Raw genomic sequence first — 24,003 nt, forward strand, 5'->3', positions numbered from 1 at the left:
AGAGATCAGCCAGGCAGTTTGATGCCCCAAATGCCTTCTCGTTTCTTATGATAAGGAATAGGCCCGTTTTTCATTAAACGGGCCCGTCCTTGCGGCGTAATGCCGACATCGCGATAACTTCCGCCATGCTTTTCCGCAACCGCCGAGAACCGCCGGGCATCGGAAGCTTTCACGTGCATGCCGAGCGTGTGAATGGTGGTGCCGGGAGTGGGTGTTTCGATCAGCGCGTAGTCGGCCGTGTCGGTAAACGACCCGTCCCCCAAAATGTAAATCAAATCAGGCTTCATCTCTAAAGCCAGCTTGATCGCCTCTCGCCCGTTGGTGAAATTGCAGACGTGGATCGTTTCGAGCCACTCACTCACCCGCCGTTTGTTCTCGCCGGTGGCATCGATCATCTTCGTAGCCGAATCGGGATAGAACAGTGGGTAGGCGGTATCGCTGTAAAAGATGATGAAGAATTCCTGCGAGGGAGATAGCTTCCAAATCGCTTTTTCTAGCTCGATCAGGGCGGTTTCCATTCTTCCGCCCGACATGCTGATCGAATTGTCGACGAGAAAACAAATCCGCTTCCCGCTTGCTCCGGTTCCGAAGAACTTGGCCGAACTGCCAAGCCCGTCCCCCATGCCCGAGATTTCGCTCATCAGGCCGTTCGGGTCGAGCCCGGCAAAATCGAGTTGATCAGCCGGTAGAAACTGATCTGCCGCCAAAGCGTCGCCCAAGAGGTTGGGATCGATCTCCAACTGTGGCGTCTCAAACGCTTCGGCCTTCAGTTGTGGAGCAGCGGCTTCTAGCTCTAACTCTTCCAACTCTGGCTGGAAATCGAGCTGCATCTCGACCAACTCTTCCGCTGCCGTCTCCTCGGTCGCGGTTAAGTTCAGCACCTGGGAAGGACGCAGTGGTGCCATGGTGACCATGACCAAGGCCGAAACACCCAACAAATGCACCAACAGACTGACCAGCCAAGCTGGCATATTCCAGACCGAAGCCAGCTTCAATCCGCTAGCCAACGCCCCCCAAACACCGAGTTGACTGGCCGGCGCACTCTCTGGCTGCGTGGATGAATGAGGGGTGGGGCTCATGCTTGTTTTGGGCATCTCCGAAAACTCCTGGCCGCATTGCCATGCCGAGGGGCAACTTACTCCGTGAGAAAAGAGGTTTCGCGAGAGGAGCTACTTCCTGTTCAGTTCATTGTAGACAATACGGCGGTAGAAGCCGAAGTAAATTCCACCGTACTTTGGACAGATAGGCAAACAGCACCGCGTTTCGCAGCGAATTCGCTTACTACTTTGGATGTCGTCCCAGGCCAACGCCGATCAATCCACTCCGGCAGGGGATCAAATCACCCGAAACTGGCTCAGAAGCGTCTTCAGGTCGTCCGCAATTCGATGAACATCGTCTCCTGAACGCCGCGTGCTGCTAGCGCCATGGGCCGTTTCCTGGGCCGCTAAATCGACGGCCTGCATGCTGCTGCGAATTCCCTCGCTGGCCTCAGCCGACTTGGACACTCCGTTACTAATTTCCGTGACGGCGGACGACGTTTCGCTAATATGTTCGGCGATTGTCTGGGTTGTTGCGTTTTGCTCTTGCAACGCGGCGGCAATCATCGCGGAAACATCATTCACTTTGGCAACATGTTTTCCAACGTCGTTAATCGATCGTGTGGTCTTGTCGGTTGCCATTTGAATCGCATCGATGCGAGCCCGAATCCCTTCCGTGGCCGAGGCTGCCTGGCGAGCGAGTTCTTTCACTTCGTTGGCAACGATGCTGAAGCCTTTGCCGGCCTCTCCGGCCCTGGCCGCTTCGATCGTTGCATTAAGCGCGAGCAAGTTAGTCTGTTCGGCGATGTCTTCAATGGTCTCGACAACACGGTTGATTTCCATAGCCGCTTTGCCAAGTTCAACAATATTGGCATTACTTTCTTTCAGTTCTCGGGCAGCCTCCATCGCCACGGCCGAGGCTTGCTCGGTGTTGCCGGAAATATCGTTGATGCTTGCTGCCAGTTCTTCGATCGCATTGGCAACTGAAGAGATATTCAGCTGCATCGACTGAGTAGACTGCGAGGCATGCGACATTCGCGTAACCATTTGATTCGATTCAGCCATGACAAAGGCCGAGCGATTGGTTGTATTGCCTGCATTCTCCGAAAGCTCGGCGGCTGTCCCAGTGAGTTGCGATGAAGAACTGACCAACGCCGAAGCGTTTTCTCCGACGCGAATCATAACGGCCTGCATTTGATCAACAAACTTGTTGAACCAGACCGAGAGTTCCCCAATTTCATCGTTCCTCTCAACAGGCAAACGTAGCGTCAGATCTCCTTCCGATTTTGCGATGTCGGCCAGCAGCCGCGAAACCTTTCGAAGCGGGCCGACCACAATCATCACAATAAAGGGACACGGCACCAAAGCCAGCACGGCACCAGCCACCATCGCCACACGCGAACGAGCGGCAACGCCTTTGGAGGTCTCGATCCGCTGCATAAACAGTTCCGTCGTCGCATCGGCAACCAGATCGATCCCCGATTCCAGATCGTGAATCGGTTCTTTAAAAGGCTCCATCGCCTGGTTCGCCTCTTGCGGCGTCCAATTAGGATCGTTGATTGCATTGTCCGCAATCGCCAGCACCCCATCCATGTAACGCTGATGCATTTGTACTAGCGCAGCGGCAACCTGTTTTGTCTCGGGCGAAAATCGAGGATCTTCACCGATAACGATTTGCATTCGCTGAAGCAAAGTCTGTATTTCAGCTTGCTTCTCTTGGAGCTTCGGCAGGTACTTTTCGGTCTGCTTCTTTCGATTGCCGATATTAAGAAACAAATCTTTCTCGTACCGGCGATGCTGCAGCATCAGATTTTTGATGGCCTGGGCGTCGCTGTAGATCTGTTTATCTTCAGCAATAAACTCCATTTCCGATTCCAAGTTGCTGAGTCCAGAATACCCCAGATAACAAGCAAACGAAGTCAACAAAAAGATAACGGCGAATCCGCTGATCAGCTTGGTACTGATGCGGAGGGAGTTCAACCTCTTAAGCAAGGAACCCTTGGTTACCTTCTTCATGATCTGCCCCTATTTGCCTTTATTCGGTCTCGCGAAATACACGCAGCGACCCTGAAAGGTAGGGCACTATTTCCGCTATCCAATCTCTTTACCAAACTTTCATACACGGACATTTCCTTTTATCTCTTCAAGTGAACCAACCCCGTTTATCTGCGGCCCACGCCCAGAAACCGCACCTTGAAACAAGCAATTTGTATCGCCAATTAGTGCCTAGAGTTACTCTGCTGACGCGTGATTCGTGGGACCATCTCCCTCGCTATCGGCGAGAGGTTTCTTTTTGACCAAAATAACCGGCGTCACCAACGACATCTCGGCATTCACCTTAACAAAGTGCTCCAATTCGGCTGGAAGCGCATGGTCTGGATAAATGGCATCGACCGGGCATTCCGGCACACAAGCTTCGCAATCGATGCACAGTTCCGGGTCGATGAATAACATCCGTTCCCCTTCGTGAAAGCATTCACACGGGCAAACGGTGACACAATCGGTATACTTACATCCTTCACAAGCAGCTGTAACGACGTGCGTCATGAGAACTTTCCTCCCTTGGTAGGTGTCTGAATCGAATGAGCATTAATTGCCCCGCCTAATACGTAAATTCGATTTCGAGGCAAAGTTGGCCAAACGAAGAAAAGAAAATTTGGAAAACCTCATGCCTGCTCCCAATTTTCACACCCCGGAAGACTCGCGCGAGCTACTGCGACGCTATATGGCCAGCGATCCCAATGCTGCTCAGGCGATCGTCGATCGCTATCTTGCTCGCCTCCTGCCCCTGATTGGCAAACACCTTTCTCCTACCCTCCAGCAGCGTTTCGATCCCCAAGACGTGGCGCAGTCGGCCTTTGGTAGCTTCTTTGTCCAGGCCCGCGACAAACGTTTTCTCTTGCAACACTCAGGAGATTTGTGGCGACTGTTGGCGGCGATCTCGCTCAATAAGTTGCGGCGCCAAGCCAAACGGCACTCGGCTGGCAAACGGGCCGTCTCGCGTGAAGTCGCTACCGACCTCGCTAACATTCAACAGGCTCCTCTTCCTGCTGAGGCTGTGGGGCTGCTGGAAGAAGTACAACTTGCCTTAGCTGAAATGCCAGCCGATGCCCAGCCACTGCTGGGGCAGTTTCTCGCCGGGCAATCGCTCGACGAGCTTTCTCCTGAACACCAAAAGTCTCCCCGAACCCTTCGCCGTTGGCTGCAAACATTTCGAGACAACCTCAAGCGACGCTTAGTGCAAGAGCTGCCACCGTTTGGCGATCGCATCGCGACCTTGTCTTGGCAAGACTACATCCTCAAACAACACATCGGCAGTGGGGGCTTCGGTAAGGTTTATCGAGCCATTGAGAAAAGACGTCACCGCACCGTGGCCGTGAAATCGCTGCACAAACGGCATCAAACCAACCCTTTCGCGTTGGGGCAACTTATCCGCGAGTCGCAATTGATGGCCAAAGTCTGCCACCCAGGTATCGTCGGCTTGCATGGCCTGGGGCAATATCCTGGCGGAGGCTATTTCCTGGTGATGGATTGGGTCGACGGCGAAAACCTACAACAACGAATCGATCGCGCAGCCTTACCAGTCTCCTCGGCAATTCGCATCGTACGCCACGTTGCCGTCGCGATCGCGGCGGCGCATCGCAGCAATGTCATCCATGGCGACCTGAAGCCGAGCAATATCCTGCTTTCTCGGCAAAATACGGTTTATGTTGTCGACTTTGGCTTGGCTTCTCTGCATAGTCAAATTGTCGATACGCCCCCAGTACGTGGTGGGACTTTAGCCTACCTAGCCCCAGAACAACTCACCAGTTCGGCTGCCGACTTCACCGTCGATGTTTATGGGCTAGGTGGTTTGCTTTATGCATTGCTTACCGGCAAACCACCACGCTGCGGAGAACCAATTGCCATTCTGAGCGCTCTCGAACAAGGAGATCTACCTCTCGCTCCAGCCAGTCTCGGAATGACGCTCCCCACTTCGTTAGAAACGTTCCTGATGCGCTGCCTTGCGACAAATCCAAGTGAACGCCCCTCGTCAGCGCAGCAATTTTTGCACGAACTGGCCCGAATTACGTCGGAAGATACGAATCCCACCCAAGACATCATTTCACCGGATAGCCCGGCGTAGGTCCGTGAACTAACGAAATGTGTGGTGCGATTCCAGCACTTTGCTCTTACGCTGCGTTCGTTTGAGCTGCGAGTGTTTCTTGGTGAAAGTAGTGCGTTAGGGCCTGCATCTCTTGCACCATTTCGCCCTGCATTATTTCTTCTACTCTGCGCATGATCGTTGCGACTTCTTTGCCATCCATCACACGATGATCGTAAGCGAGAATCACTTCGCAGCAGCCTGTTTCATCGAGGGGGCCGTAAGTGAGGGTCGACGTTACCGGTGCCTTGGGGTCGAGAATGGTTACTCCTTGCCCTGCCACCGTTGTCAAGCCGAACGTACCGAGGCGTTTGATACGTTTGCGGCCTGATAAATTGAACCGCAACCACCACAACGCCTGGCGAATGAAGCGAGGATAGCAGGCGAAGCGAACTTGATTTTTGAAGACCACCTCAACCGGCGCTTGCTGGTACCGATTTAACATGCCCTGTAATTCCAACAACGAATGCGATTCAGGGGCTTCCAGCGGGGCAAAGAAAAGCCACTGTTCTCCCTGGTACTCGCGCGAAACGGTCAAGTTGGCGTACGCCGTCGGATGTTCGTACAAATGATGCCAAGGCCAAGCGATCAACGTACGACGCAAGTTAGGGAACTCTACCGATGCCAAGGCAAACGCCCGCAAGAAAAGCAGCGACCAGGAAATACGTTGCGGGCATTCTTCTCGGGCTTCGCGGAGGGTCGCCAGCTGAAACGGCTTGGCCTGCGACACCGTCGGTATCCGCCGATGCAGATCCATTAGGTCGCAAACAATGGACCGATGAGGCGGCATCCCAGGCGGCAACCAACGAAGCCACCGTCTACTTGCGGTACGAACCGATGAGGGAGACATATCCAAATACGATCGCCCGAGAAAATAGGCTGCCTATGGTTACTGAATTGACAAGTGCCTCCCCCAAATCAAGGGCTGGCAACAAGGCAAAAGATAGCGAACCCCTAGAATTTGGGACAACCCCATTTTCAAATTTTTGCTATCGCAGCACGGCCAGCCTCTCGACCGGAACTCGCTCGGACACCACCTGGAAGTAAACTAGGCAATTTCGGCCAGGATTAGCCTCGCGTAGTGACAATGAAATGACCCGCATGACACGCCTTCTTCGGGCCATGCGAGTATCAACAAACCAGCGTTCTGAAAAGCCATTTCACAGACCAAGTGCGAAACCGCTCTGCGAATCCTTGGCCCAAAAACAGGCAAAAAAGGTTTCGCCATGTGAACACCCTTTGTGTATACATTAGTACACCCACAATAAGCAATGCACTTCAGGGTGGATTCGGGCGGAAATACCGTGGCGTCTTAAAACGTACTGCGTTCTCGTTTTTACCCATCAAAAGGGAATCGGATCATGAATAGCTACACGCTGACGGCTGAGCACTGGCAAGCGGCGATCGAAGTTCCGAAAGAGATCGCACTCGACTTAAACGCTCCGTTAAATTTGCGTCTACAAGCCTCGCGCATGGTTCAGGCTATGGTGAAGATGATCTTGAAAGAGACCAAAGATCGCGAAGCGGTCGAGGCCGCCGCCCAATCGCAAACTCAGCAAACGGCAACGCCACCAGGTATCGCTTCAAGCGATCTGGGGGAAGATCACAGCGTAACCATCGCCAATCGTGACAACGTCCGAGAACCGTTCTCGTTGCATACTCCCTTGGCCGCCGCAACAGCAACAGAAACTGCCGAAACGCATCCTCGTTATATTGGTCGAGCAGGCCCCCGTAAGTTGCGGCGGAAACGGAAGTGACCAAGCTCGTCAAAAACTTCCCTCGGGGCGGTTAATACGCCCGGCCTGCTGCGGTCAGAAAGGGAACAGTTGTCTTGACGTCTATTGGCCCAACGCCTATCCTGGGGGTATGTTACCTAATTCACAAAAACCTGATTCGCAAATTGATTCGCGGAAGTTCGACTCCCTAGAACAGGAAGTCTTTCTCAACTTGTGGCGGACTTACGATCGTCTTAAAGCTTTCGAGGAAGAACTGTTCGGCAAAGTCGGCTTGTCGGCCCAACAATACAACACGTTGCGTCTGCTGAAATCGGTTTACCCGGAATCGATGCCGACCCTGGTTTTAGGGTCGCGCCTGATTTCGCGTGCTCCGGATATGACGCGACTGTTAGACAAGCTGGAACAACGCGGCTTGCTGCAACGAGAACGGCGGCCAGAGAACCGGCGCGTTGTGGAGGTTACCATTACCCAGTCAGGTCTAGACCTTCTGGAACAGCTCGCACCTCAGGTTGCCGAGTGTCACCAGAAGCAACTCGGACACCTTCCCCCTGAGGCTTTGCGTCAAATGGCATCGTTGCTGAAAGAAGCGCGGGAGCCACACGAAGACGCCACCAACCTTTCCCTCGTGGACGAATAATCACCGAGCGTTCCCCACGCACAGGCACACAGCAGCATGATCGATACCAACGATAAGACTCAGGTAGTGGTAATTGGAGGAGGCCCGGCCGGGGCAACCGTCAGCACGCTTCTCGCCCAGCAAGGGGTTCAAGTCGAACTATTCGAGCGTGAAAAATTTCCCCGCTATCACATTGGCGAGTCGTTGATCCCAGAAACCTACTGGGTGCTTAAGCGGCTGAACATGCTGGAAAAGCTGAAGGACAGTCCCTTCATCAAAAAGTACAGTGTGCAGTTCGTCAGTGATTCGGGCAAGCAATCGGCTCCCTTCTATTTCCACGACAACAAAGACCACGATTGCTCGCAAACCTGGCAAGTTCGCCGGAGCGAATTCGACGAGATGATGCTCCGCAACGCTGAAGAGCATGGCGTAAAAACGCACGAAGGGGTTCGCGTGCTGGACGTCTTGTTTGAAGGCGATCGCGCGGTTGGCGTGCAAATCTTAGACGAAGAGGGGAATAAACGCGAAGTACGCGCCGACGTGGTCGTCGATGCCAGTGGGCAAAGTTCGCTGCTGCTGAACAAGCTCAAATTACGCGTGCCAGACCCAACCCTCAACAAGGGTTCGATCTGGACCTACTTCCAAGGTGCCCAGCGAGCCCCAGGCCGGGACGAAGGGGCCACCACCGTGCTGCAAGTCGAGAACAAGACGGGGTGGTTCTGGTACATCCCGCTGCACGACGATATCGTCAGCGTGGGGGTGGTCGGCGACTTCGATTACCTCTTCAAAAATCGTGGATCGCACGAAGAAGTTTACCTGGAAGAGCTGGAACGCTGCCCTGGTGTCAAACAGCGAGTCGAGAACGCCACCCAGGTCAGCAAGGTTTTTGCCACCAAAGACTTCACCTACAAAGCGAAACAGGCCGCCGGCAATGGCTGGGTGCTGATTGGCGACGCGCTCGGTTTTCTCGATCCTCTTTATTCCTCTGGTGTGCTGCTGGCGCTGAAATCAGGCGAACTGGCCGCCGACGCAATTGCCGAGGGACTGAAAAAAGGGGACACTTCGCGGGAGCAACTTGCCGGTTGGGAAGCCGATTACTTGGTAGGCATGGAACGAATGCGGAATCTGGTGTGTGCCTATTACGACGGCTTCAACTTCGGTAAGTTCGTGCGACGCTTCCCCAATCATCGGGGGGATATCACCGACCTCTTAATCGGTGATCTCTTCAAAGAAAGTCTCGACAAGGTCTTCGAATCGATCGACACCATGAAGGTCGAATCGGAAGCAATGGCCGACTAGCCTAACACGCTTCGACTTTCACCCCCTAAGCTTTCCAACGGCAGGCCCCATGCTAGGACCTGCCGGGATGAGATCTGTTGCGCCGCGGCTATTAATCGTTGCGTTTCTACCACAAATCCTTTAAACCTCTCCGTTCACCTTTCTTGGATTCAGAAGAAGCTGTGTTAGATTGAGTAGTCCCCCCGTGATTATCCCTTGCCCAAAGGACTACTTCATGCAAGCTGTTCGTCTCTCCTGTTTCCTGCTTTTGCTCGGCCTGTTCGCTACGCCTCTTGCGGCGGCTGAACGCCCCAACATCATCGTGGTCTTCATCGACGACATGGGCTGGGGAGACTTCTCTTGCTTTGGCAACGAAGATGCCACGACCGAGAATTGTGATCGGCTGGCGGCGGAAGGAATTCGATTCGCGCAGTTCTATGTCAACTCGCCGATCTGCTCGCCATCGCGAACAGCGATCTCGACGGGCCAATATCCGCAGCGGTGGAAGATTTCCTCCTACCTCGCTAACCGCGAGCTGAACGAAAAACGGGGGATGGCCCAGTGGCTCGATCCTGCGGCCCCGATGCTGGCTCGCATGCTGCACAACGCTGGCTACGCGACCGGTCACTTCGGAAAATGGCACATGGGCGGACAACGTGATGTCGGCGAGGCTCCTCTGATCACGGAATATGGTTTCGACGATTCGCTGACCAACTTCGAAGGACTCGGCGACCGCGTGTTGGCCGAACTCGATGCCTACGATGGCAAGGAGCCCAAATTGTGGACGCTCGGTTCCGATAAGCTGGGACGAGGTGAAATCTTCTGGGAGAAGCGTTCCAAGGTCACGCAGCGTTTCGTCGATGGTGCCATCGAATTCATCCAAGAAGCCGAAGCCAAGGACCAGCCGTTCTATATCAACGTGTGGCCAGACGATGTTCATTCCCCTTTCTTCCCGCCGAAAGAACGCCGAGGGGATGCCTCGAAACGGCAGCTTTATTTAGGCGTGCTCGAAACGATGGACGAGCAACTTGGTACGTTGTTCGACTTCATCAAGAACGACGAGAAGCTAAAGAACAACACGCTCATCGTGATGTGTTCTGATAACGGTCCTGAACTGGGCGCTGGCTCGGCGGGACATCTGCGCGGTCATAAGACCACCTTGTACGAAGGAGGCATCCGTTCTCCCTTGGTGGTTTGGGGACCAGGCCTGATTGATGCCGCACACACCGGCACAACCAACGAAGAGTCGATCTTTGCGGCCTACGACTTGGTGCCGAGCCTCTTGGCGGTCGCTGGGGTGAAAGTTCCGTCGGAAGTTAACTTCGACGGTCAAGCATTACCGGGCGTGCTGCTGGGCACCACAACCGAATCGCACAACGGACCGATCTGCTTCCGCCGCCCGCCAGATCGTCCGGAAATTCAAAAGAAGCAACTTCCCGATCTGGCCGTACGTGAAGGCAAATGGAAACTCCTTTGCAGTTACGATGGTGGCGACGTCGAGCTTTACAACCTGGAAAAGAACCCAGGCGAACGTAAAAACGTAGCCGAGAAGCATCCTGCGATTGTCGAACGTTTAAAGAGCACGGTCCTCGCTTGGCACCAGGAAATGCCCGCCGATAACGGCGCCGACTGGGAACCGAAGTAAAGATCAGGCGTCGATGATGGAACACCATTTGCAGCCTTTTTCCTTAGTGAACGTCACGTTCTGCAATAGAAGGAGAGAGATCATGCAATCGATTAACGCTGATCAATTGAAAACGAAACAGAACCAAGGTGTGCGATTAACATTGATTAATACGTTAAGTGAAGACAATTTCGCGCAGAAGGAAATCCCTGGTTCTATCAACATTCCCCTCGAATCCAGCGACTTCGAGCAGCGAGTACAACAGACGCTGGGCGGGAAGAACCAGCCTGTGGTTGTTTACTGCGCAAACGCTGAGTGCCCATCGTCCACCAAGGCAGCCGAACGTCTAGACAGTGCCGGCTTCACCGAAGTCATGGACTTTGAAGGGGGCGCCAAGGAGTGGCAGGAACAAGGTGGCCAGTTAGCCCATGCTTCCTGAACGCTCGATCTTGAAGCGGAGAAACGAAAAAGGGGCGTCCTGTGAAAAGGACGCCCCTTTATTTTTTGCTCATACGAAAGCTTGTTACGGCTTCGCGGGCAGGTCAGCAATCTTGACCTTCATCTCATCCGAGTTGCCGACCAGTTCCGGAGCGTACATGGCCTGGGCGATCGCCGGCAAGGCGCTAAACTTACCCGGGATCTCGGCTCGCAAACGATAGGTGATCGTATGCTTGCCGCGTGGCAGTTGCCGCACGAAGAAGGTTACGCGTTCGTCGCGAAGTTGCATATAGGCCCCTAACGAGTTCCCGTTGTAACCGCTCAGCAAGTTCACCGCTTCAAACCCTGCCGCTTTTTGATCCTCGAACATGACATACTCATAGTCGTTCTTCGATTCGATTACCAAATCGATCTCGACCAGGTCGCCACTGGTAATCTGCGACTCGTTTTCGAGGAGCGTTCGCGTGTACTTCTCGACCTTTTGCTGCAAAGCCTGACCACGATCGCCGACTGCTCGTACCGTGGCATCTTCATCTCGATCGAGACGATAAAACCGCCGTTCGACTTTCACTTCCAAGCCAGCCTTGGTGATGAAGTTCTCTAGCGTGAAGTTCGTCAGGTAGGCACTGTAGTAGACTGGGCCGCTTCCTTTGCGACGTAGTTCGACTTTGTGCTGACCATCAGTCACTTGCAGGCCGGTCAGTTCAACCGTGTTGTCCACCAGGAAGAGGTTCTCTTTGGTGAACTCGGTCTCGGCTTTCTTCTCGCCATCGACGAAAATCTCTACCGTCATTTCCGGATTCAATTCACCGGTGGCCCGCAGGTAGTCGGCCATCGCCTCGACACACAGCGCCGTGTCGCGGGTCGACTTCCAGTAGGTAGCGTGCTTCCGGTTATTGAGCAGGTACTTCACCATCCGGCGAGCGGTCACGTTCTGGGGGTCGGTCGCGGCCAACAGTTTCAAATAGTAGGCGTTCGCCTCAATCGGATCGCCATACCAGTTCCACCAGTAATTGTCCGCGCCCATCTTCAGATAGGCCGTTTCGTTCTCGACATCGGTCACAACGTACTGATCTAAGTTACGCCGCACCATGGCCAGCTTTTCTTGATCGCCGACTTGATGCAAAGCGAGGGCGAAAATGGCGTTGGCATAAACCGTAAGGTTCGTCCGATCGCGATACAGGAAGCCACGCATCGCGGGGTTATCGTGCTTCATCTCGGCCAATACGCCGTAGACCATCGCATCGAGATTGCTGGCCTGAGACTTCCAAGGATCTTTCATTTCGTCGGCATTTTGCAGCTTCTGAACTTCCTGATTCTGGTAGTTGATCAGCCACTGCTTGCCACGTTCGATCGTATCAGGCACAACCGCCGCGCCGTTCCGCTGGGCGATTTCTAATCCCCGCACAACAACGGCAGTGGTATGCGGATAGCTCCGTTCGTTGTAGCCAGAGAACCAGCCCCAACCGCCATCGGCGTTTTGCATTTCGGTCAAACGCTGCACGCCTGCTTTGACCATCTTTTCCAGTTCGGCATCGTCGAAAACGGGGTTCTTTAATTGGTGGTCTCTCCGACCGGCATTCCAATCTTGGTTGCGTTCGTCCGGGTCACCGATTTCCTGAGCGTTCAAATTGTTTTGATGCTCGGCAATCGACTTCAAATCGATCCCCATTTCTCCCAGCACCTTCCGCGTGATCACGGTTGGCACGAAACGATTCAACGTTTGCTCGGTGCAGCCATAAGGATAATCAACCAGGTACGGCAACGCTTCGACCATCGAGGCCGCCAAGCTGGGCGAGTAACGCACGATCAAGCGAGAATCTTCTGGGCGGCGATCTTGAGGCACGTTGATCAGGAACGACTGGACGTTGTTTTCTGGCTGAACGGTGCCTGCCCACGATTCCGTCTTCAGCATTCCATGGATATAAACCGGGAAGCTCTGCTGCATGGCGTCCGATTCTTCATCGGTTAGCGCCTTCATCGTGATCGTCGCTTCCCCTTCGCCGATGACGTTCACCGTCCAGTCGACGCGAACTTCCCCGCCAGCTGGGATCGTTACTTTTTGCGTCAGCGGATTCTCGCTGGTCATCAGCTTGCTGGGGATGTCCAGCGAAACGGTTGCCGTCTTCTCACTCGCCAGGTAGTTATGCACGATCGCCGATAAAACGACTTCGTCCGTTTGCACAAAGTAACGCGGAGCTTGCAGGCGAATGATCAGGTTCTTACGGGTGATCACTTCACTTTCCGCCGACCCCACCTTTGTCCCCTGCCCCATCGCCCAACTGCGAATCTTCCAAGTCGTCAGATTCTGAGGCATGGTCAGCGAGAGTTCGGCCTCTCCCTTCTCGTTTGTTTCGATCGAAGCCGCCCACAAGGCGGTGTCGGCGAAGTTAGAACGGATGGTTGGTTCCACTAAATCCATTTGGCCGTCAGAGGCATCTTGCTTGTCGGCACCGGCCATCACGCCTTCAGCCATTTCTGCTGCCGGAGCTGCTGACATGGGCATCGCAGAATCCATCATCATCCCCTTGGCCATCGCGCGGCCAGCGGCCAAGCCTTGAAAGCGGGTCACGCCTCTGCCGCCACCCATACCAAATCCCATTGCTTGGTCTTCGACAACGGAACTGCTTAGCTCGTCGGCCACACTGTTGCCAAAAATCCCGAGGAAATTCAGCGGCACTTGATCTTTGGGGATCAAGTTATAGGTGTACAAGCTCAAGCTGTCTTCGGTGCTGGGGTGGTGATGTCGGCGCCACTTCCAGAAGAACGCTTTAATGTCCGGCACGTTGGATCCGCCGCTGATGTATTCAACCGATTTGTCGTACATCGTCAGCACCGTCGAACCGACAAACGGCTCACCGGTCTCGTCGGTTAGCTTCAGCTTGATCTTCCCTTCGCTGCCAGGCAGATAATCCTTAGCGTCGGTTTCGACCTGCAGATCGAGGACGCGGGTTTCTGGCGGAACGACAATTTCTTTCGTTTCGTCGTGAACCGTAGCATCGGAAATCGTAACCGCTTCGACAAAGAAGTTTGGCATATCCTTCTTCAGCACGGCGATATCGTACACGGTGCTCTTGCCGGTCAAACGAATCGTCTTGGGTGGCAAGTAAACTCCGTTCGAAGGCCGCACGAAAAGCAGCACCGTGCTGCCGACGCGGTCGGTATTGATCTGCAAACGAATCGTGTCTCCCGCTTCGTATTGCTTCTTATCAGGGATCAATTCCAAAGCATTGAAGCGATACTGCGAACCGTCGAAACCTTGCCCACGAATCGTAAAGATGTAGCCACCTTCTTCTGTGTGGCCTGCTTCGTCGGTCACTTCCAGACTCAACCGATATTGGCCAGGGGCAGAGGCATCCATCGTCTGCGAGACGTCCCCTCGCCCGGTCATGGCAAGGTTCCACGATTGAACTTCGGTTTCGATAGGCTGGTTCTTTTCGTCGTAGGTGATCTTCAGCAGCTTCAACACACCTTTCCCGGCAACATCGCGCGAGTCGAGTGTTTGCGCCAGGAAATGGGCGTGGATGGTGTCTCCCACGGTGTAGTAGCCACGATCGACCCAGGTATAAACCTTGAACGGTTCGCGGGCGACCAGCACTTTGCCGCTGCCGACGATCGTACGTCGCGATTGGTCGCGAACTTCAGCGGTGATGGTGTATTGATGGTCGGAATCACTATGCAGGGCCTTGGCGAGGGCCGTGTCGATCTCGACTTCAATCGATCCATCTTCGCCAATTTCAACCTCTTGCTCGGCCACCAGCTCTGGCGGATTATTCGACCAGCCAATCCAGAAAGGTGCTGGACGCATACAGCCAACCCAACGCGAGTAGCCAGGATACCAAGGATAGTCGTAAGCAAACCACCAATACCCGTTGCCGTAACACCAGTCCCACTGCGCGGTCGGGTACCAATGCTTGTTGAACTCGGAACGCTGAATCTTGTACTTCACGGTGGCGTTGGTTACTGGCGAACCGAAGTAGTATTTGGCGGTGATCTTCGCGGTCACCTTCTCGCCCAGTTCCACCGGCTTTTCAGGGGCCTCGACGGTAACTTCAAACTCGGGCTTCTTGTACTCTTCAATCCGGAAGGGAACGCTGCCGTGCGGGGTTAACAAACGGTACTGGCCCAGCTTGGCGTCGCTGGGGATTTCCCACTCGGCGTCGACGCCCCCATATTGATCCGCTGGCAACTGCTTGACGAAGACCGAGTTGTTCAGCGGATCGCGCAGTTCGACACGAATCGTTTTGCCGGCAAAGTTACTGACGTCACCTTGGTCGTACTTCGCCGTCCGCGTCCAGAACTTGTACTTCATCGTTTGGTTCGGACGATAGACAGGACGGTCGGTAATGCCGTAGCTCCGAACCTGGTTGTACTGATCGTCGTGCCGCTGCTGATACCAAATATGCTGGAAGCCGAGAAACGCCAGGCGTCCTCCTTCGGTCCGGGCAATCGTGAGAAATTGATACTGAAGCGGCAGTTGGTCTTGTCCGAGCGTGATCTGTCCGTCGGAGTTCGTAAACTCAGCGAAATCCTTGGTCAGCACCCTGAACCGATTCTGACCATTTACTTGCTCGATCTTGTAGCCGAAGAACTCGACATTCGCCTTTTCAATCGGCTTGCCATCGACCGCATCCGCCACGTAGTACAGCTTTTCCTTATCAAGCTGTTTGCTGACGATGGCCGTATCGGCAACCCAGACGACCGCCTTGCAGATGTTGCCATCGTGCATCTTGGCCGTCACCATGTAAGCCCCAGCGTTGTTCAAAGGAGCATGAATGTCGATGCGGCGATCCATGTGGTTCGGGCGTGGATCGAGTTTGACGCTCCACTCGGCAACCTTTTGACCGAGATAATCCTCTCCGCCATCTTCAAACAAAATCTTCTCGCCGATCTGCTGCAACTGCATTTTTTGGTAATCGAGCTGGCGAGGATTCGATTTCAAATACTGCTTCACATCCGAAAGCAGTTTGTCGATCTTGATTTCGTTAGCCGTCAGGATGACTTCTTTCCCGTTGCGGAACAGATACTGCAGCGTCACCCCTTGGCCGGCGGCTTGCACTTTGCCCCCTTGAAATTGGCCCAGGTTATCGACGATTTGGTCTAAACGCTGCTGGCGATAGTTGTTATTTCCCTTGCCCACATTGGCAATCGCGGCGCGCCACGTTTCTGCGGCTTGAGGGTATTGCCGCCGATTTTCAAAGACCGCAGCCAGGTTGTCGTAGGCTTGCGATCGCAGCTTGGCTTTGTCGGCAATTACCTTCTGCCACACGCGAATGTGGTTGAACTCGTCCGGCAATTCAAACCGCTTGATGCCGGTCGCCAGGCGAGCGATCGTTTCGTTCTCTTTCAACGTTACCAACTGCAAGAGTTGCGGCGTGGCGTCTTCCTCGTCTGAGTTGGATCGAGCAGCAAAGAACCACCGGTACTGCTGTAGCGTGTTCACGCCGAACTGCGATTGTAAAAAGCTGGCCCACTGTAGCTGCACTTCGTCGACCCGCTGGGCGTTGTATTTGCCGACCTGTTGCATGGCCCAACGCATTCGTTGGCCATCGTTTTTCGCAGCATCCCAGCTCTCGGGCAGGTAATAGTAGATGGGGTTTCCTGCTTCATCGACCGGAGCCCCTTGGTTGCTGCCGCCGAAGCTATACCCTTCTTCGTAGTCGGGCAACTCGTCAATGTCAGTCAAGTATTGCAGCTGCCAGGAACCACGACCAAAGTTGTCGTAGAGAAAGAAGTGACTGACCTCCAGATAAAGATCGGCCATGGCCGTGTCGGCTTGTTGCTGCTGGGCTAACTGCATCGCGGCAACATACAACTGCAAAGCGCGGACGCGATCGCGTTGGAAACTGTTGACACGCTTCCCCCCGCCACGCGACTGGCCACGCTCGAACTGGTTATCGTTGATCGAGCCCCAGTGGTCGAGCGAGGTATACTGCTTCGCCACCGCGGCCAGCACCTGCCAGTGGTCTTTTTGTGCTTTGGCTGTCTTTTCCAAAAAGGCATCAACGTCGGCGTAACGCCCCAGCCGCTGCAAACATTGAACCGGAATTCTCAGATTAAGGGCAAGGGCTTGCGGATCTTGCTGAGAGGAGAAGTAGATCTTTTCCGCCGCCTGGTAAGCTTCCTTAAAGTTGCCTTGCTGGGCAAGCGTTTCCATTTGTTTGATATCGGGGGCTTGTTGTTGTGCGTTGTTTTGCCCAATTCCTAGCCAAGCGACCATTACGGCGCCAAAGCAACATAAAATTGCGATAGGAATGGAGCGTGCGAACGAATAGTGATTCATGGGGGCGTCCTTCAAGTGCTCTCGTCAATTGTTCCGGGGGTTGAGGGGATTTGCCTCGTCCTCAGCTAGACGAGTTCAAGCCATTTTGCGATTTCCGTAAATCCCAATTCCGGTCATATTTTCTCCCGGAACAATTTTAGGGAATTCCAAGATTTTTGCACTTCGTGGCGAATAAAGTAGGTTCAAGCGAAGCATCGGACTTTTCTGTTCCGATTTTTTTTCACGGCAGTACAATGGGTAGCTAAACACCACCCTGGCGAAGCATTCCCCGAGGAAGCCTGCCTCAACGGTTTTCGTGAAACCAAATCGGACGTCTCCTCGTCGGATACGACAGGGGCTCCCTGCCGCTTGTTGAATCAATCTGACTTGCGGCAAAATACCCTGAGAATCAACTTGCCTAATATGAGTGCCGAGGAATGACTGGAACCACCAACCCTTATCAAACTTGGTTGGGGCTCAACGTATCGAGCCGGCCTGATTGCTACACCTTGTTGAGCTTACCTCTGTACGAAGCAGATGCCGGTAAGATCATGGTGGCTGCGCAAAATGCGATAGCACGGGCTTCCATTCCGATGGCTCCGGCGGACGAACCGGCACGCCAAGCCCTGGTTTCCGAAATTCAACTGGCTCAAAACTGTTTGCTCGATCCGGCTCAAAAGCAAGCCTACGATCAACAACTGCAAGCCTATTTCAGCGGACAAACGGCCCCTGCCCAGCCAGTGCAAACGCCGGCAGCCCCGGTTGCTACGATCCAGGCCGTGGCAGCCGCCCCAGCCGCGTCTTCTGATTCCTCGGCTGAACCACTTATCCAAACGAAAAAGCAATCGACGGCCTCTTCGGTCAAACGACGCGCGAGTAACTCGGCATTTACCACTTATGCCAGCATTGCCCTGGTTCTGCTTACCCTGCTAGGCGGAGGGGGGTACTACTTTTTCTTCATGCAGCCAGCAGGCGACGTCGCCCAGCAAGACCCTGAAGATAAGCCAAAGCCCTCCCCAGCGGAACCTGCCCAGCCCGCCGAAGCGCCTGAAGAGGAAGTAGCGCCGGCCAAGCCTAACCCCAAAGTTCCTGGCGGCAAACGTCCGACTTCGGAAGAACTCGCCAATTCGATACCAAGCCTCGGTAACCCAGCAGAAACCATGGTCGGCATGGACAGTATGCCTGCGATGCCCAGCAAACCAGCCGAGCCAACCGCCACCGCCGAGCAACAAGCCGACTTGCAAACGGCCTTAATGACGGCCTGGCAAGGGATCATACAGAACGATTTCGCCAAAGCATCGGTTGCCCTTAACTCGGTTCGTGAACTTCCCAAGACGAACGAAGGAACAACGCACTTTCAGCAGGTCGACCAATTTGTGCAAGACCTGATGGCCTATAACCAGGCCCTCAACGAAGGGCAGACATCGATCCAAGAAGGAGAAGAACTAACGGTCGGCAGTACTAGTTTCACCGTCACCATGGTCGACGACAAGCGCGTGGGCATTCGCTTTGCCAACAAAACCAAAGCGTTCCTCCGCGAAGAGTTGCCCGACGGCTTGCAGCGTGCGTTAGCGATCAGCCGCTTGAAAGGAGATGACGGTGCCAAACAACGAATTGAGGCCTCGCACTTGCTCCTTTCTCCTAAAGCGAACATCGAATATGTCCGTGATTTATGGGTCAAGTCGGGCGCTGATGGGGGAACGCTGGCCGCGTTAGAAGCGGATAAGAAGAAGTACGCCGCCGTCGAAACGGTTGCGGCCGCCAGTCCTGCCAACATGCCAGGCGAGGCCATGACGGACACGCCAGAGACCGAAGCTTCTCCCCAGACGTTGAAACTTGCCGTCGAAGCCGCACGAAAACAATTGACCGATCGTAACGCGATGGGGGCCAAGCAGGCCCTTGTGTCGGTCAATTCGCTTTCGCTTTCCCCCTCCAATCAGGCCAAGCTGGCAGCCCTCAAGCAAGTCGCTGATTTAAATCTGAAATTTTGGCAAGCCGTTTCTCGCCAGTTAACCAAACTTCCCCCCGATGAAGACTTGGACGTCAACGGCAAACTGACCCGAGTTGTCGAGTCGGACGCGAACCGCTTGGTGCTACGCGTGGCTGGCGAAAACAAACGGTACACGCTCGACGATATGCCCTCCGGTTTGGCCAAATTTCTGGCCGAGAAGGAACTGCCGGCCAATATCGAGTCGAAGAAAATCATCGGCGCGTTCCTATTGGTCACCCCAGAAGCTGGCGTCGAGCGGGCCAAGGAAGAATGGGCCAACGGCTTTTTGCCTCAAGAGGAAGTCGACCTGCTTGCTTCGGCGCTGACGGCTTCGTTCGAGCAAGAGGAAGCCCCTGCGCAGCCTGTGGCGATTCCCGATGACGCTGCCCTGGCCTACGCTAGCGAGCAGGTCATGAAGGAGTGGAATAATCGGATTGCGGCGGCCCCGAATCGCTCGGTTCATAGCAGACTGGGGGACCAACTTTTGGAAGAGGCCAACTCTCAAGCCCCTGGCTCGCCGGTTCAGTACGTCACGTTCCGCTTAGCTCTGGCCGAAGCGGCCCGAGCCGTTGATTTCCCGCTATGCACCTCGATTATCGACGCCTGGCATGCCCAGTTTGCCATTCGCGAAGGAGAGTGGCATGCGAAAGCGATGCAGCTTGCCGCAAATTCTAGCGATGGAGACGAGGTTCATACCGCGATCGTCCAGCATGCGATAAAGCAGATCCCCCTTATCCGGGCCAAAGGGGAAGACGAACTTGCCAATGCGATGCTTAAATTGGCCAAAAATTTCGCGAGTAAGACGAACGACCAGGCCTTGATCGAGGCCTTAAAGCAGGTTTCCGCAGCTAATTGATACCTCTCACGTAAAGATTTGCCGATTCAGCCGGTTGCACTGCTTCTGCAAGATCATCCTGGCAGTCAAATACTTCTGATTGTAAGCGTCAATCCTGTTATCCTCACAAAGCTAAGTCCATTCGTATTGCGAGACGATAAGAGCTTTCATTAGGATGCGGCAATCAATAGCATCTCATCTCCGCCATGGACCGGCTTATAGATGTTTGCGTAAGGAATCCTCATCCGGATTAATCCAAATACTGACGAGTTTCCGGGGCTTCTGTTGGTCGCCCTCTAAGATTGCTAACGCAGACGCTACCAAGAGATTCAATGTGCGGGAAGGAATCCCACCCGAATGCCTGCAGCGAAGAAATTAACCTCCCAATTGGCGGTGATAACCGTCGGGTTGGCCTTGTTAGGCTCGTTGTGGCTGGTTGGCGTAACCCCCACTTCTGTGGAAGCGGTCCCGCATCTCATTTCTTCCCCCCACCCTTACGATCCGGATTGGCCGGACGTCTACATGATGCTAGCTCAAAAATGTGCTAGTTGTCATCGCCCTGGGACCAAACAAACCGACCTGACTACGTATCAAGCAATCATTGATGGAGTGATCGGAAAAGATCGTCTTGTGGTCCCTGGGCAGCCAGACGAGTCGGCCCTTTTTCTTTACGTAGAATGGCAAGAGCACGCCGCCGTTGGTTCCGGGATTCCTCGCACCCCGGAAATGCCGCCCGAAAAGCTTGACTGGCTGACACCCAACCAGCAGGAAACACTCAAACGTTGGATCTCGAACGGGGCCCTCGAATACGCCCTGCCCAATCACTGCGATATTACTCCTCTGACCGAGCTTGAGTTTCCCTCGGCCAAGCAGTGCCAAGCTTGCCACCCCAAGCAATACGACGAATGGTCCCGCTCGATGCACGCCTATGCCCAACATAGCCCAGCTTTCGAAGCGTTCAATTTAACGTTGCAGGAACGCACCAGCGGCACCCAAGGGACCTTTTGCACCCGCTGCCATACTCCGGTCGGGACTGCTCTCGGAGAAAACGGCAATCTCCGCAACGTGCACCGTTCGCGCATTTCGATGGAAGGGGTCACCTGTGTCGCTTGTCATCGCCGAAGCACCAAGCATTACAAGAGCAGTGGCCGTGTTCCAGTAGAGCCAGGCAAGCTGCAAGATGTCTGCATGTATGGTCCTTTCGATGACGGCGTCGGCGGGCCCGGTATTGGCTCGCATGAATCGGCGGAACTACCTTACATCAAGTCATCACAATTCTGTGGGGAATGTCACGATGTGATCAACCCGCAAGGGATTCGCCTTGAGGAAGCATTCAGCGAGTGGCAAAACAGCCCTGCCGCCAAAGAAGGGATCACTTGCCAAATGTGCCACATGGGGCCGGTGCAAGGGCTTCCCTTCCAAGAATGCGATCGTCCGCTAGGGCGAGTTGCGGTTGTTCCCGGGTTGCCTGCCGAAAAGCTCCCGCTCCGTCATCTCACCGATCACACATTCGCAGGGCCTGACTACTCGCTGCTGCCTGACACCGAGTTTCCCGAGAAGCTCGACTGGATGTACGAGAAGGACTATCGCGACTGGAACGCGCTAAGTCGCTACGAGCAGGAAACACTTACCGAGTTGCGTAAGAAGAACCGGCACAGCTTGCGAATCGCGGATGAAAAACGCCTGGAAGTTCTTTCCAACGCGGCTGACGTTTACGTAGTCGCCCCGAAAAACGCCCGCGCTGGCGAGACGGTTCATGTCGATGTCACCGTTGAAAGCAAAATGTCGGGACATAGCTTTCCCACCGGATTCACGGCAGAACGCCAGGCTTGGATCTCGACCATTGTTCGCGACCAAACCGGGCACATCGTGTTTGCCTCTGGCGATTTAGACAAGAACGGCGATCTTCGCGACGAGCACAGCTACGCCGTGTTAGCCAACCAGATCCAACGCGACCGCTATCTGCTTAACTTCCAGAACAAGTTCATTGCTTTGACATCGGAAGGGACGGAACGTTCGGTTGTGCTTTCGGTTAATCGCCATCTTATGCCGATCAACATCTTGCGCCCCGCCAATGGTATCGCGGAATCGTTCGGACGTCCGCCAACATTCCGCATTGCCAAGGGCAGCCTCGCGCCACTCACCAAACAGTCGCAAACCTATCCCGTTCATCTGCCGGTAGCGGCGGGGACATATCACGTTGAAGTGCGGCTTAACTTCCGTCATCTTCCGCCCACGCTCATGGATCATATTGGGGCACCGCACCTGAAACAACAATTACAGATTGTTGTGCTGAAAGAATGGTGCAGTACGATCGAGGTCGCCCCATGACAAAGCACGTTACTCCCACTTTCCTTTGTCGACTAGCACAATCGTGCTGCGTCGCTTGGATGTGCGTTGCTTCGGTGCAAGCGGAAGAGAGCCTTTTCCCGTCGCCGCCACTACCGGGGCAGGAAAACCCGCTGCTGCAAGTTCAATTCAACGACGGGCTGCAGCTGTTGCCTTCGATTCAAGACGAAGTAAAACGCCGCAAACTCCCGCGTATGAATCCTTCCAGCGAAGCGGCGATGGAGATGGTATCGACCACCGTGCCACGTCCTACTCCGAAAAAACCGTGGGACGACGAGCCGCTGCCCCCGCTCGAAGAAGAACTGTGGCAACATGGCGGATCGTATTTGTACGCCCCTGAAGGGGACCAACTTGGCTGGCCCGACAGCACGTACGACACCGGCTACGAGTTGCTGCGTCTACCGGAAGATTACGTCGAGCCGGAACCGTTCACACTTTTCACCGGGTTTCTCGGAGAAGAGCCGATCAAGCAGTACCCTTTGCTGCATTGGTTCGGGCCGAGTGCCTACAACTGGGAACCGCGCTTTGTGGCTTACGGTTCGTACCAAGCCAGTGCCATCGCTTACAAGCAAAACCAAACCCGCTCTGATGGTCTCGGGCATCAGTTAATTGTTGACCTTGATCTACGTTTAACTGGTACCGAGCGATTTCACGTTCAGTTTCGTCCCCTTGGCGAAGGCTCGACCGGCGGCTCCTACTATCGCTTTAACGCCCCCGCCGGCTACATCGACAATAGCACCGGCGCGCCGCAGCGATTTTGGTTCGAGGGAGAACTGCATAGCATCTTCTCTGGCTACTTCGATCCTTTTTCGGTCCGCGATTTGAACATCGCCGTCGGCAAGTTCCCCTTCTTGCTGCAGAACCAACTGTTGATGAACGACGAAGTGCTGGGGTTGGCACTCAGCAAGAACACGCTGTTCATCGGCAACACGAGCAACGTGAACATTCAAGGAATTTACGCTCCGAGCGACGTCGACAACGTGGCCGATGCCAACTCGCGAATGTACGGGATCAGCGCGTTTGTCGACTACAAAAAAATATTCTACGAGACCTCGTACCTGTTTATCGAAACGCCTGATGCACCTGGCCGAAATCAGCATTTCTATGCGATTGCTCGCACGGCGTTGTACGGACAGCTAACGTGTACCGGGCGTGCCTTGTTCAAATTTGGTGACGAGGCCGGTACCGGCGGGGGCGAACTGTATGTCTTGGAAACGAACTACACGCAAGCGTTCCCCAATCATCCGCTAGGAATCGAACTAGGTGTCGGTTACTGCAACTTGTTCTATGCCACCGAAGGCTGGAACTCGGCAGCTGGTGGCGGCTTCAACCGGCTACGCGCCGCTTTCGACGTCAACCCGCTCGTCGGCATTTCGACCGGTATGACGTTGGGAGAAAACTACGGTGCCGCCGTCGGCATGCAGTTCTTCCGCCACCACGAAGACGAGTCGATCGCCCCTGAGTTCGCGTTTCAATCGCTCAACGGGGACGCTATCTACGGGCTAGGCCTGCGTTACCAACGCAAGACCGGCAAACGAACGTTCTTCGAAGTCTTGGGGCTGGTTAACTTCTCCGAAAATGCCGCCCTCCGCCGCGATGGCGTGTTCGTCTCCGAGACGATTCTGTTCTAACAGGCAGTGGTTTCAGCTCTCGCGTGGGGGAGTGGCAACGAAAGCCGCCTTGGCCCAGGGAGG

Annotated in this window: 14 protein-coding genes; 9 read left to right on the plus strand and 5 right to left on the minus strand. The window is 54.5% G+C overall.

Translation table 11 applies throughout. The features are described 5' to 3' along the window. Positions 1 to 5 precede the first annotated feature (5 nt). The 3 genes from DTL42_RS03655 to DTL42_RS03665 form a co-directional block, all read right to left on the minus strand. A complete protein-coding gene (locus tag DTL42_RS03655; protein ID WP_114367319.1) occupies positions 6 to 1,094 on the minus strand; it encodes a hypothetical protein in 1,089 nt (362 codons plus the stop codon). Between the two features lie 240 nt (positions 1,095 to 1,334). After that, complete coding sequence (locus DTL42_RS03660; protein WP_114367320.1) at positions 1,335 to 3,053, minus strand: methyl-accepting chemotaxis protein; 1,719 nt, start codon at positions 3,051 to 3,053, stop codon at positions 1,335 to 1,337. Between the two features lie 216 nt (positions 3,054 to 3,269). Continuing rightward, positions 3,270 to 3,584 carry a 4Fe-4S binding protein gene (locus DTL42_RS03665; RefSeq protein WP_114367321.1) on the minus strand — a complete coding sequence of 105 codons (315 nt, stop codon included), beginning with the start codon at positions 3,582 to 3,584 and terminating at the stop codon, positions 3,270 to 3,272. A 121-nt stretch (positions 3,585 to 3,705) separates the two neighbouring features. Here DTL42_RS03665 and DTL42_RS03670 point away from each other — a divergent pair, with 121 nt between their 5' ends. After that, a complete protein-coding gene (locus DTL42_RS03670; protein ID WP_114367322.1) occupies positions 3,706 to 5,163 on the plus strand; it encodes a protein kinase domain-containing protein in 1,458 nt (485 codons plus the stop codon). A gap of 46 nt (positions 5,164 to 5,209) precedes the next feature. Here DTL42_RS03670 and DTL42_RS03675 read toward each other — a convergent pair whose 3' ends face one another. Then, on the minus strand, positions 5,210 to 5,911 hold the full coding sequence (locus DTL42_RS03675; protein WP_147274148.1) for a hypothetical protein: 702 nt from the start codon (positions 5,909 to 5,911) through the stop codon (positions 5,210 to 5,212). A gap of 631 nt (positions 5,912 to 6,542) precedes the next feature. Here DTL42_RS03675 and DTL42_RS03680 point away from each other — a divergent pair. The 5 genes from DTL42_RS03680 to DTL42_RS03700 all read left to right on the plus strand — a co-directional run bounded on the left by DTL42_RS03680 (position 6,543) and on the right by DTL42_RS03700 (position 10,874). Further along, positions 6,543 to 6,938 carry a hypothetical protein gene (locus tag DTL42_RS03680; protein WP_114367324.1) on the plus strand — a complete coding sequence of 132 codons (396 nt, stop codon included), beginning with the start codon at positions 6,543 to 6,545 and terminating at the stop codon, positions 6,936 to 6,938. 109 nt (positions 6,939 to 7,047) lie between these two features. Further along, positions 7,048 to 7,554: a MarR family winged helix-turn-helix transcriptional regulator gene (locus DTL42_RS03685; RefSeq protein WP_114367325.1), complete on the plus strand. Its 507-nt coding sequence runs from the start codon at positions 7,048 to 7,050 to the stop codon at positions 7,552 to 7,554. A 36-nt stretch (positions 7,555 to 7,590) separates the two neighbouring features. Then, entirely contained in the window at positions 7,591 to 8,832 is a 1,242-nt protein-coding gene (locus DTL42_RS03690; protein WP_114367326.1) for an NAD(P)/FAD-dependent oxidoreductase, read from the plus strand. 214 nt (positions 8,833 to 9,046) lie between these two features. After that, positions 9,047 to 10,456, plus strand: a complete 1,410-nt coding sequence (locus DTL42_RS03695) for a sulfatase-like hydrolase/transferase (protein WP_114367327.1) — start codon at positions 9,047 to 9,049, stop codon at positions 10,454 to 10,456. Positions 10,457 to 10,538: 82 nt separating this feature from the next. Next, a complete protein-coding gene (locus tag DTL42_RS03700; protein WP_114367328.1) occupies positions 10,539 to 10,874 on the plus strand; it encodes a rhodanese-like domain-containing protein in 336 nt (111 codons plus the stop codon). Between the two features lie 84 nt (positions 10,875 to 10,958). Here the strand turns inward: DTL42_RS03700 and DTL42_RS03705 are convergent, their stop codons facing one another. Beyond that, positions 10,959 to 17,156, minus strand: a complete 6,198-nt coding sequence (locus DTL42_RS03705) for an MG2 domain-containing protein (protein WP_234824061.1) — start codon at positions 17,154 to 17,156, stop codon at positions 10,959 to 10,961. Positions 17,157 to 17,572: 416 nt separating this feature from the next. On the opposite strand from DTL42_RS03705, the gene DTL42_RS03710 reads away from it, so the two are divergent. From DTL42_RS03710 to DTL42_RS03720, 3 genes are all read left to right on the plus strand, one after another. Continuing rightward, complete coding sequence (locus DTL42_RS03710) at positions 17,573 to 19,981, plus strand: hypothetical protein (RefSeq protein ID WP_114367329.1); 2,409 nt, start codon at positions 17,573 to 17,575, stop codon at positions 19,979 to 19,981. Between the two features lie 336 nt (positions 19,982 to 20,317). After that, positions 20,318 to 22,291 carry a multiheme c-type cytochrome gene (locus DTL42_RS03715; protein WP_114367330.1) on the plus strand — a complete coding sequence of 658 codons (1,974 nt, stop codon included), beginning with the start codon at positions 20,318 to 20,320 and terminating at the stop codon, positions 22,289 to 22,291. Then, the gene (locus DTL42_RS03720) at positions 22,288 to 23,940 is read left to right on the plus strand and encodes a hypothetical protein (RefSeq protein ID WP_147274149.1); all 1,653 of its coding nucleotides are present in this window, start codon (positions 22,288 to 22,290) and stop codon (positions 23,938 to 23,940) included. Before DTL42_RS03715 ends, DTL42_RS03720 begins: the two co-directional genes overlap by 4 nt. Positions 23,941 to 24,003 lie beyond the last annotated feature (63 nt).

The sequence above is a fragment of the Bremerella cremea genome, from assembly GCF_003335505.1.
Taxonomy (GTDB): domain Bacteria; phylum Planctomycetota; class Planctomycetia; order Pirellulales; family Pirellulaceae; genus Bremerella; species Bremerella cremea_A.

Excerpts from the sequence above, each read along its gene's own strand:
- DTL42_RS03700 (WP_114367328.1), top strand. The coding sequence starts at position 10,539 with ATGCAATCGATTAACGCTGATCAATTGAAAACGAAACAGAACCAAGGT.
- DTL42_RS03715 (WP_114367330.1), top strand. The coding sequence starts at position 20,318 with ATGCCTGCAGCGAAGAAATTAACCTCCCAATTGGCGGTGATAACCGTC.
- DTL42_RS03670 (WP_114367322.1), top strand. The coding sequence starts at position 3,706 with ATGCCTGCTCCCAATTTTCACACCCCGGAAGACTCGCGCGAGCTACTG.
- DTL42_RS03680 (WP_114367324.1), top strand. The coding sequence starts at position 6,543 with ATGAATAGCTACACGCTGACGGCTGAGCACTGGCAAGCGGCGATCGAA.
- DTL42_RS03665 (WP_114367321.1), bottom strand. The coding sequence starts at position 3,584 with ATGACGCACGTCGTTACAGCTGCTTGTGAAGGATGTAAGTATACCGAT.
- DTL42_RS03685 (WP_114367325.1), top strand. The coding sequence starts at position 7,048 with ATGTTACCTAATTCACAAAAACCTGATTCGCAAATTGATTCGCGGAAG.
- DTL42_RS03690 (WP_114367326.1), top strand. The coding sequence starts at position 7,591 with ATGATCGATACCAACGATAAGACTCAGGTAGTGGTAATTGGAGGAGGC.
- DTL42_RS03655 (WP_114367319.1), bottom strand. The coding sequence starts at position 1,094 with ATGCCCAAAACAAGCATGAGCCCCACCCCTCATTCATCCACGCAGCCA.
- DTL42_RS03705 (WP_234824061.1), bottom strand. The coding sequence starts at position 17,156 with ATGAATCACTATTCGTTCGCACGCTCCATTCCTATCGCAATTTTATGT.
- DTL42_RS03660 (WP_114367320.1), bottom strand. The coding sequence starts at position 3,053 with ATGAAGAAGGTAACCAAGGGTTCCTTGCTTAAGAGGTTGAACTCCCTC.
- DTL42_RS03695 (WP_114367327.1), top strand. The coding sequence starts at position 9,047 with ATGCAAGCTGTTCGTCTCTCCTGTTTCCTGCTTTTGCTCGGCCTGTTC.
- DTL42_RS03710 (WP_114367329.1), top strand. The coding sequence starts at position 17,573 with ATGACTGGAACCACCAACCCTTATCAAACTTGGTTGGGGCTCAACGTA.
- DTL42_RS03720 (WP_147274149.1), top strand. The coding sequence starts at position 22,288 with ATGACAAAGCACGTTACTCCCACTTTCCTTTGTCGACTAGCACAATCG.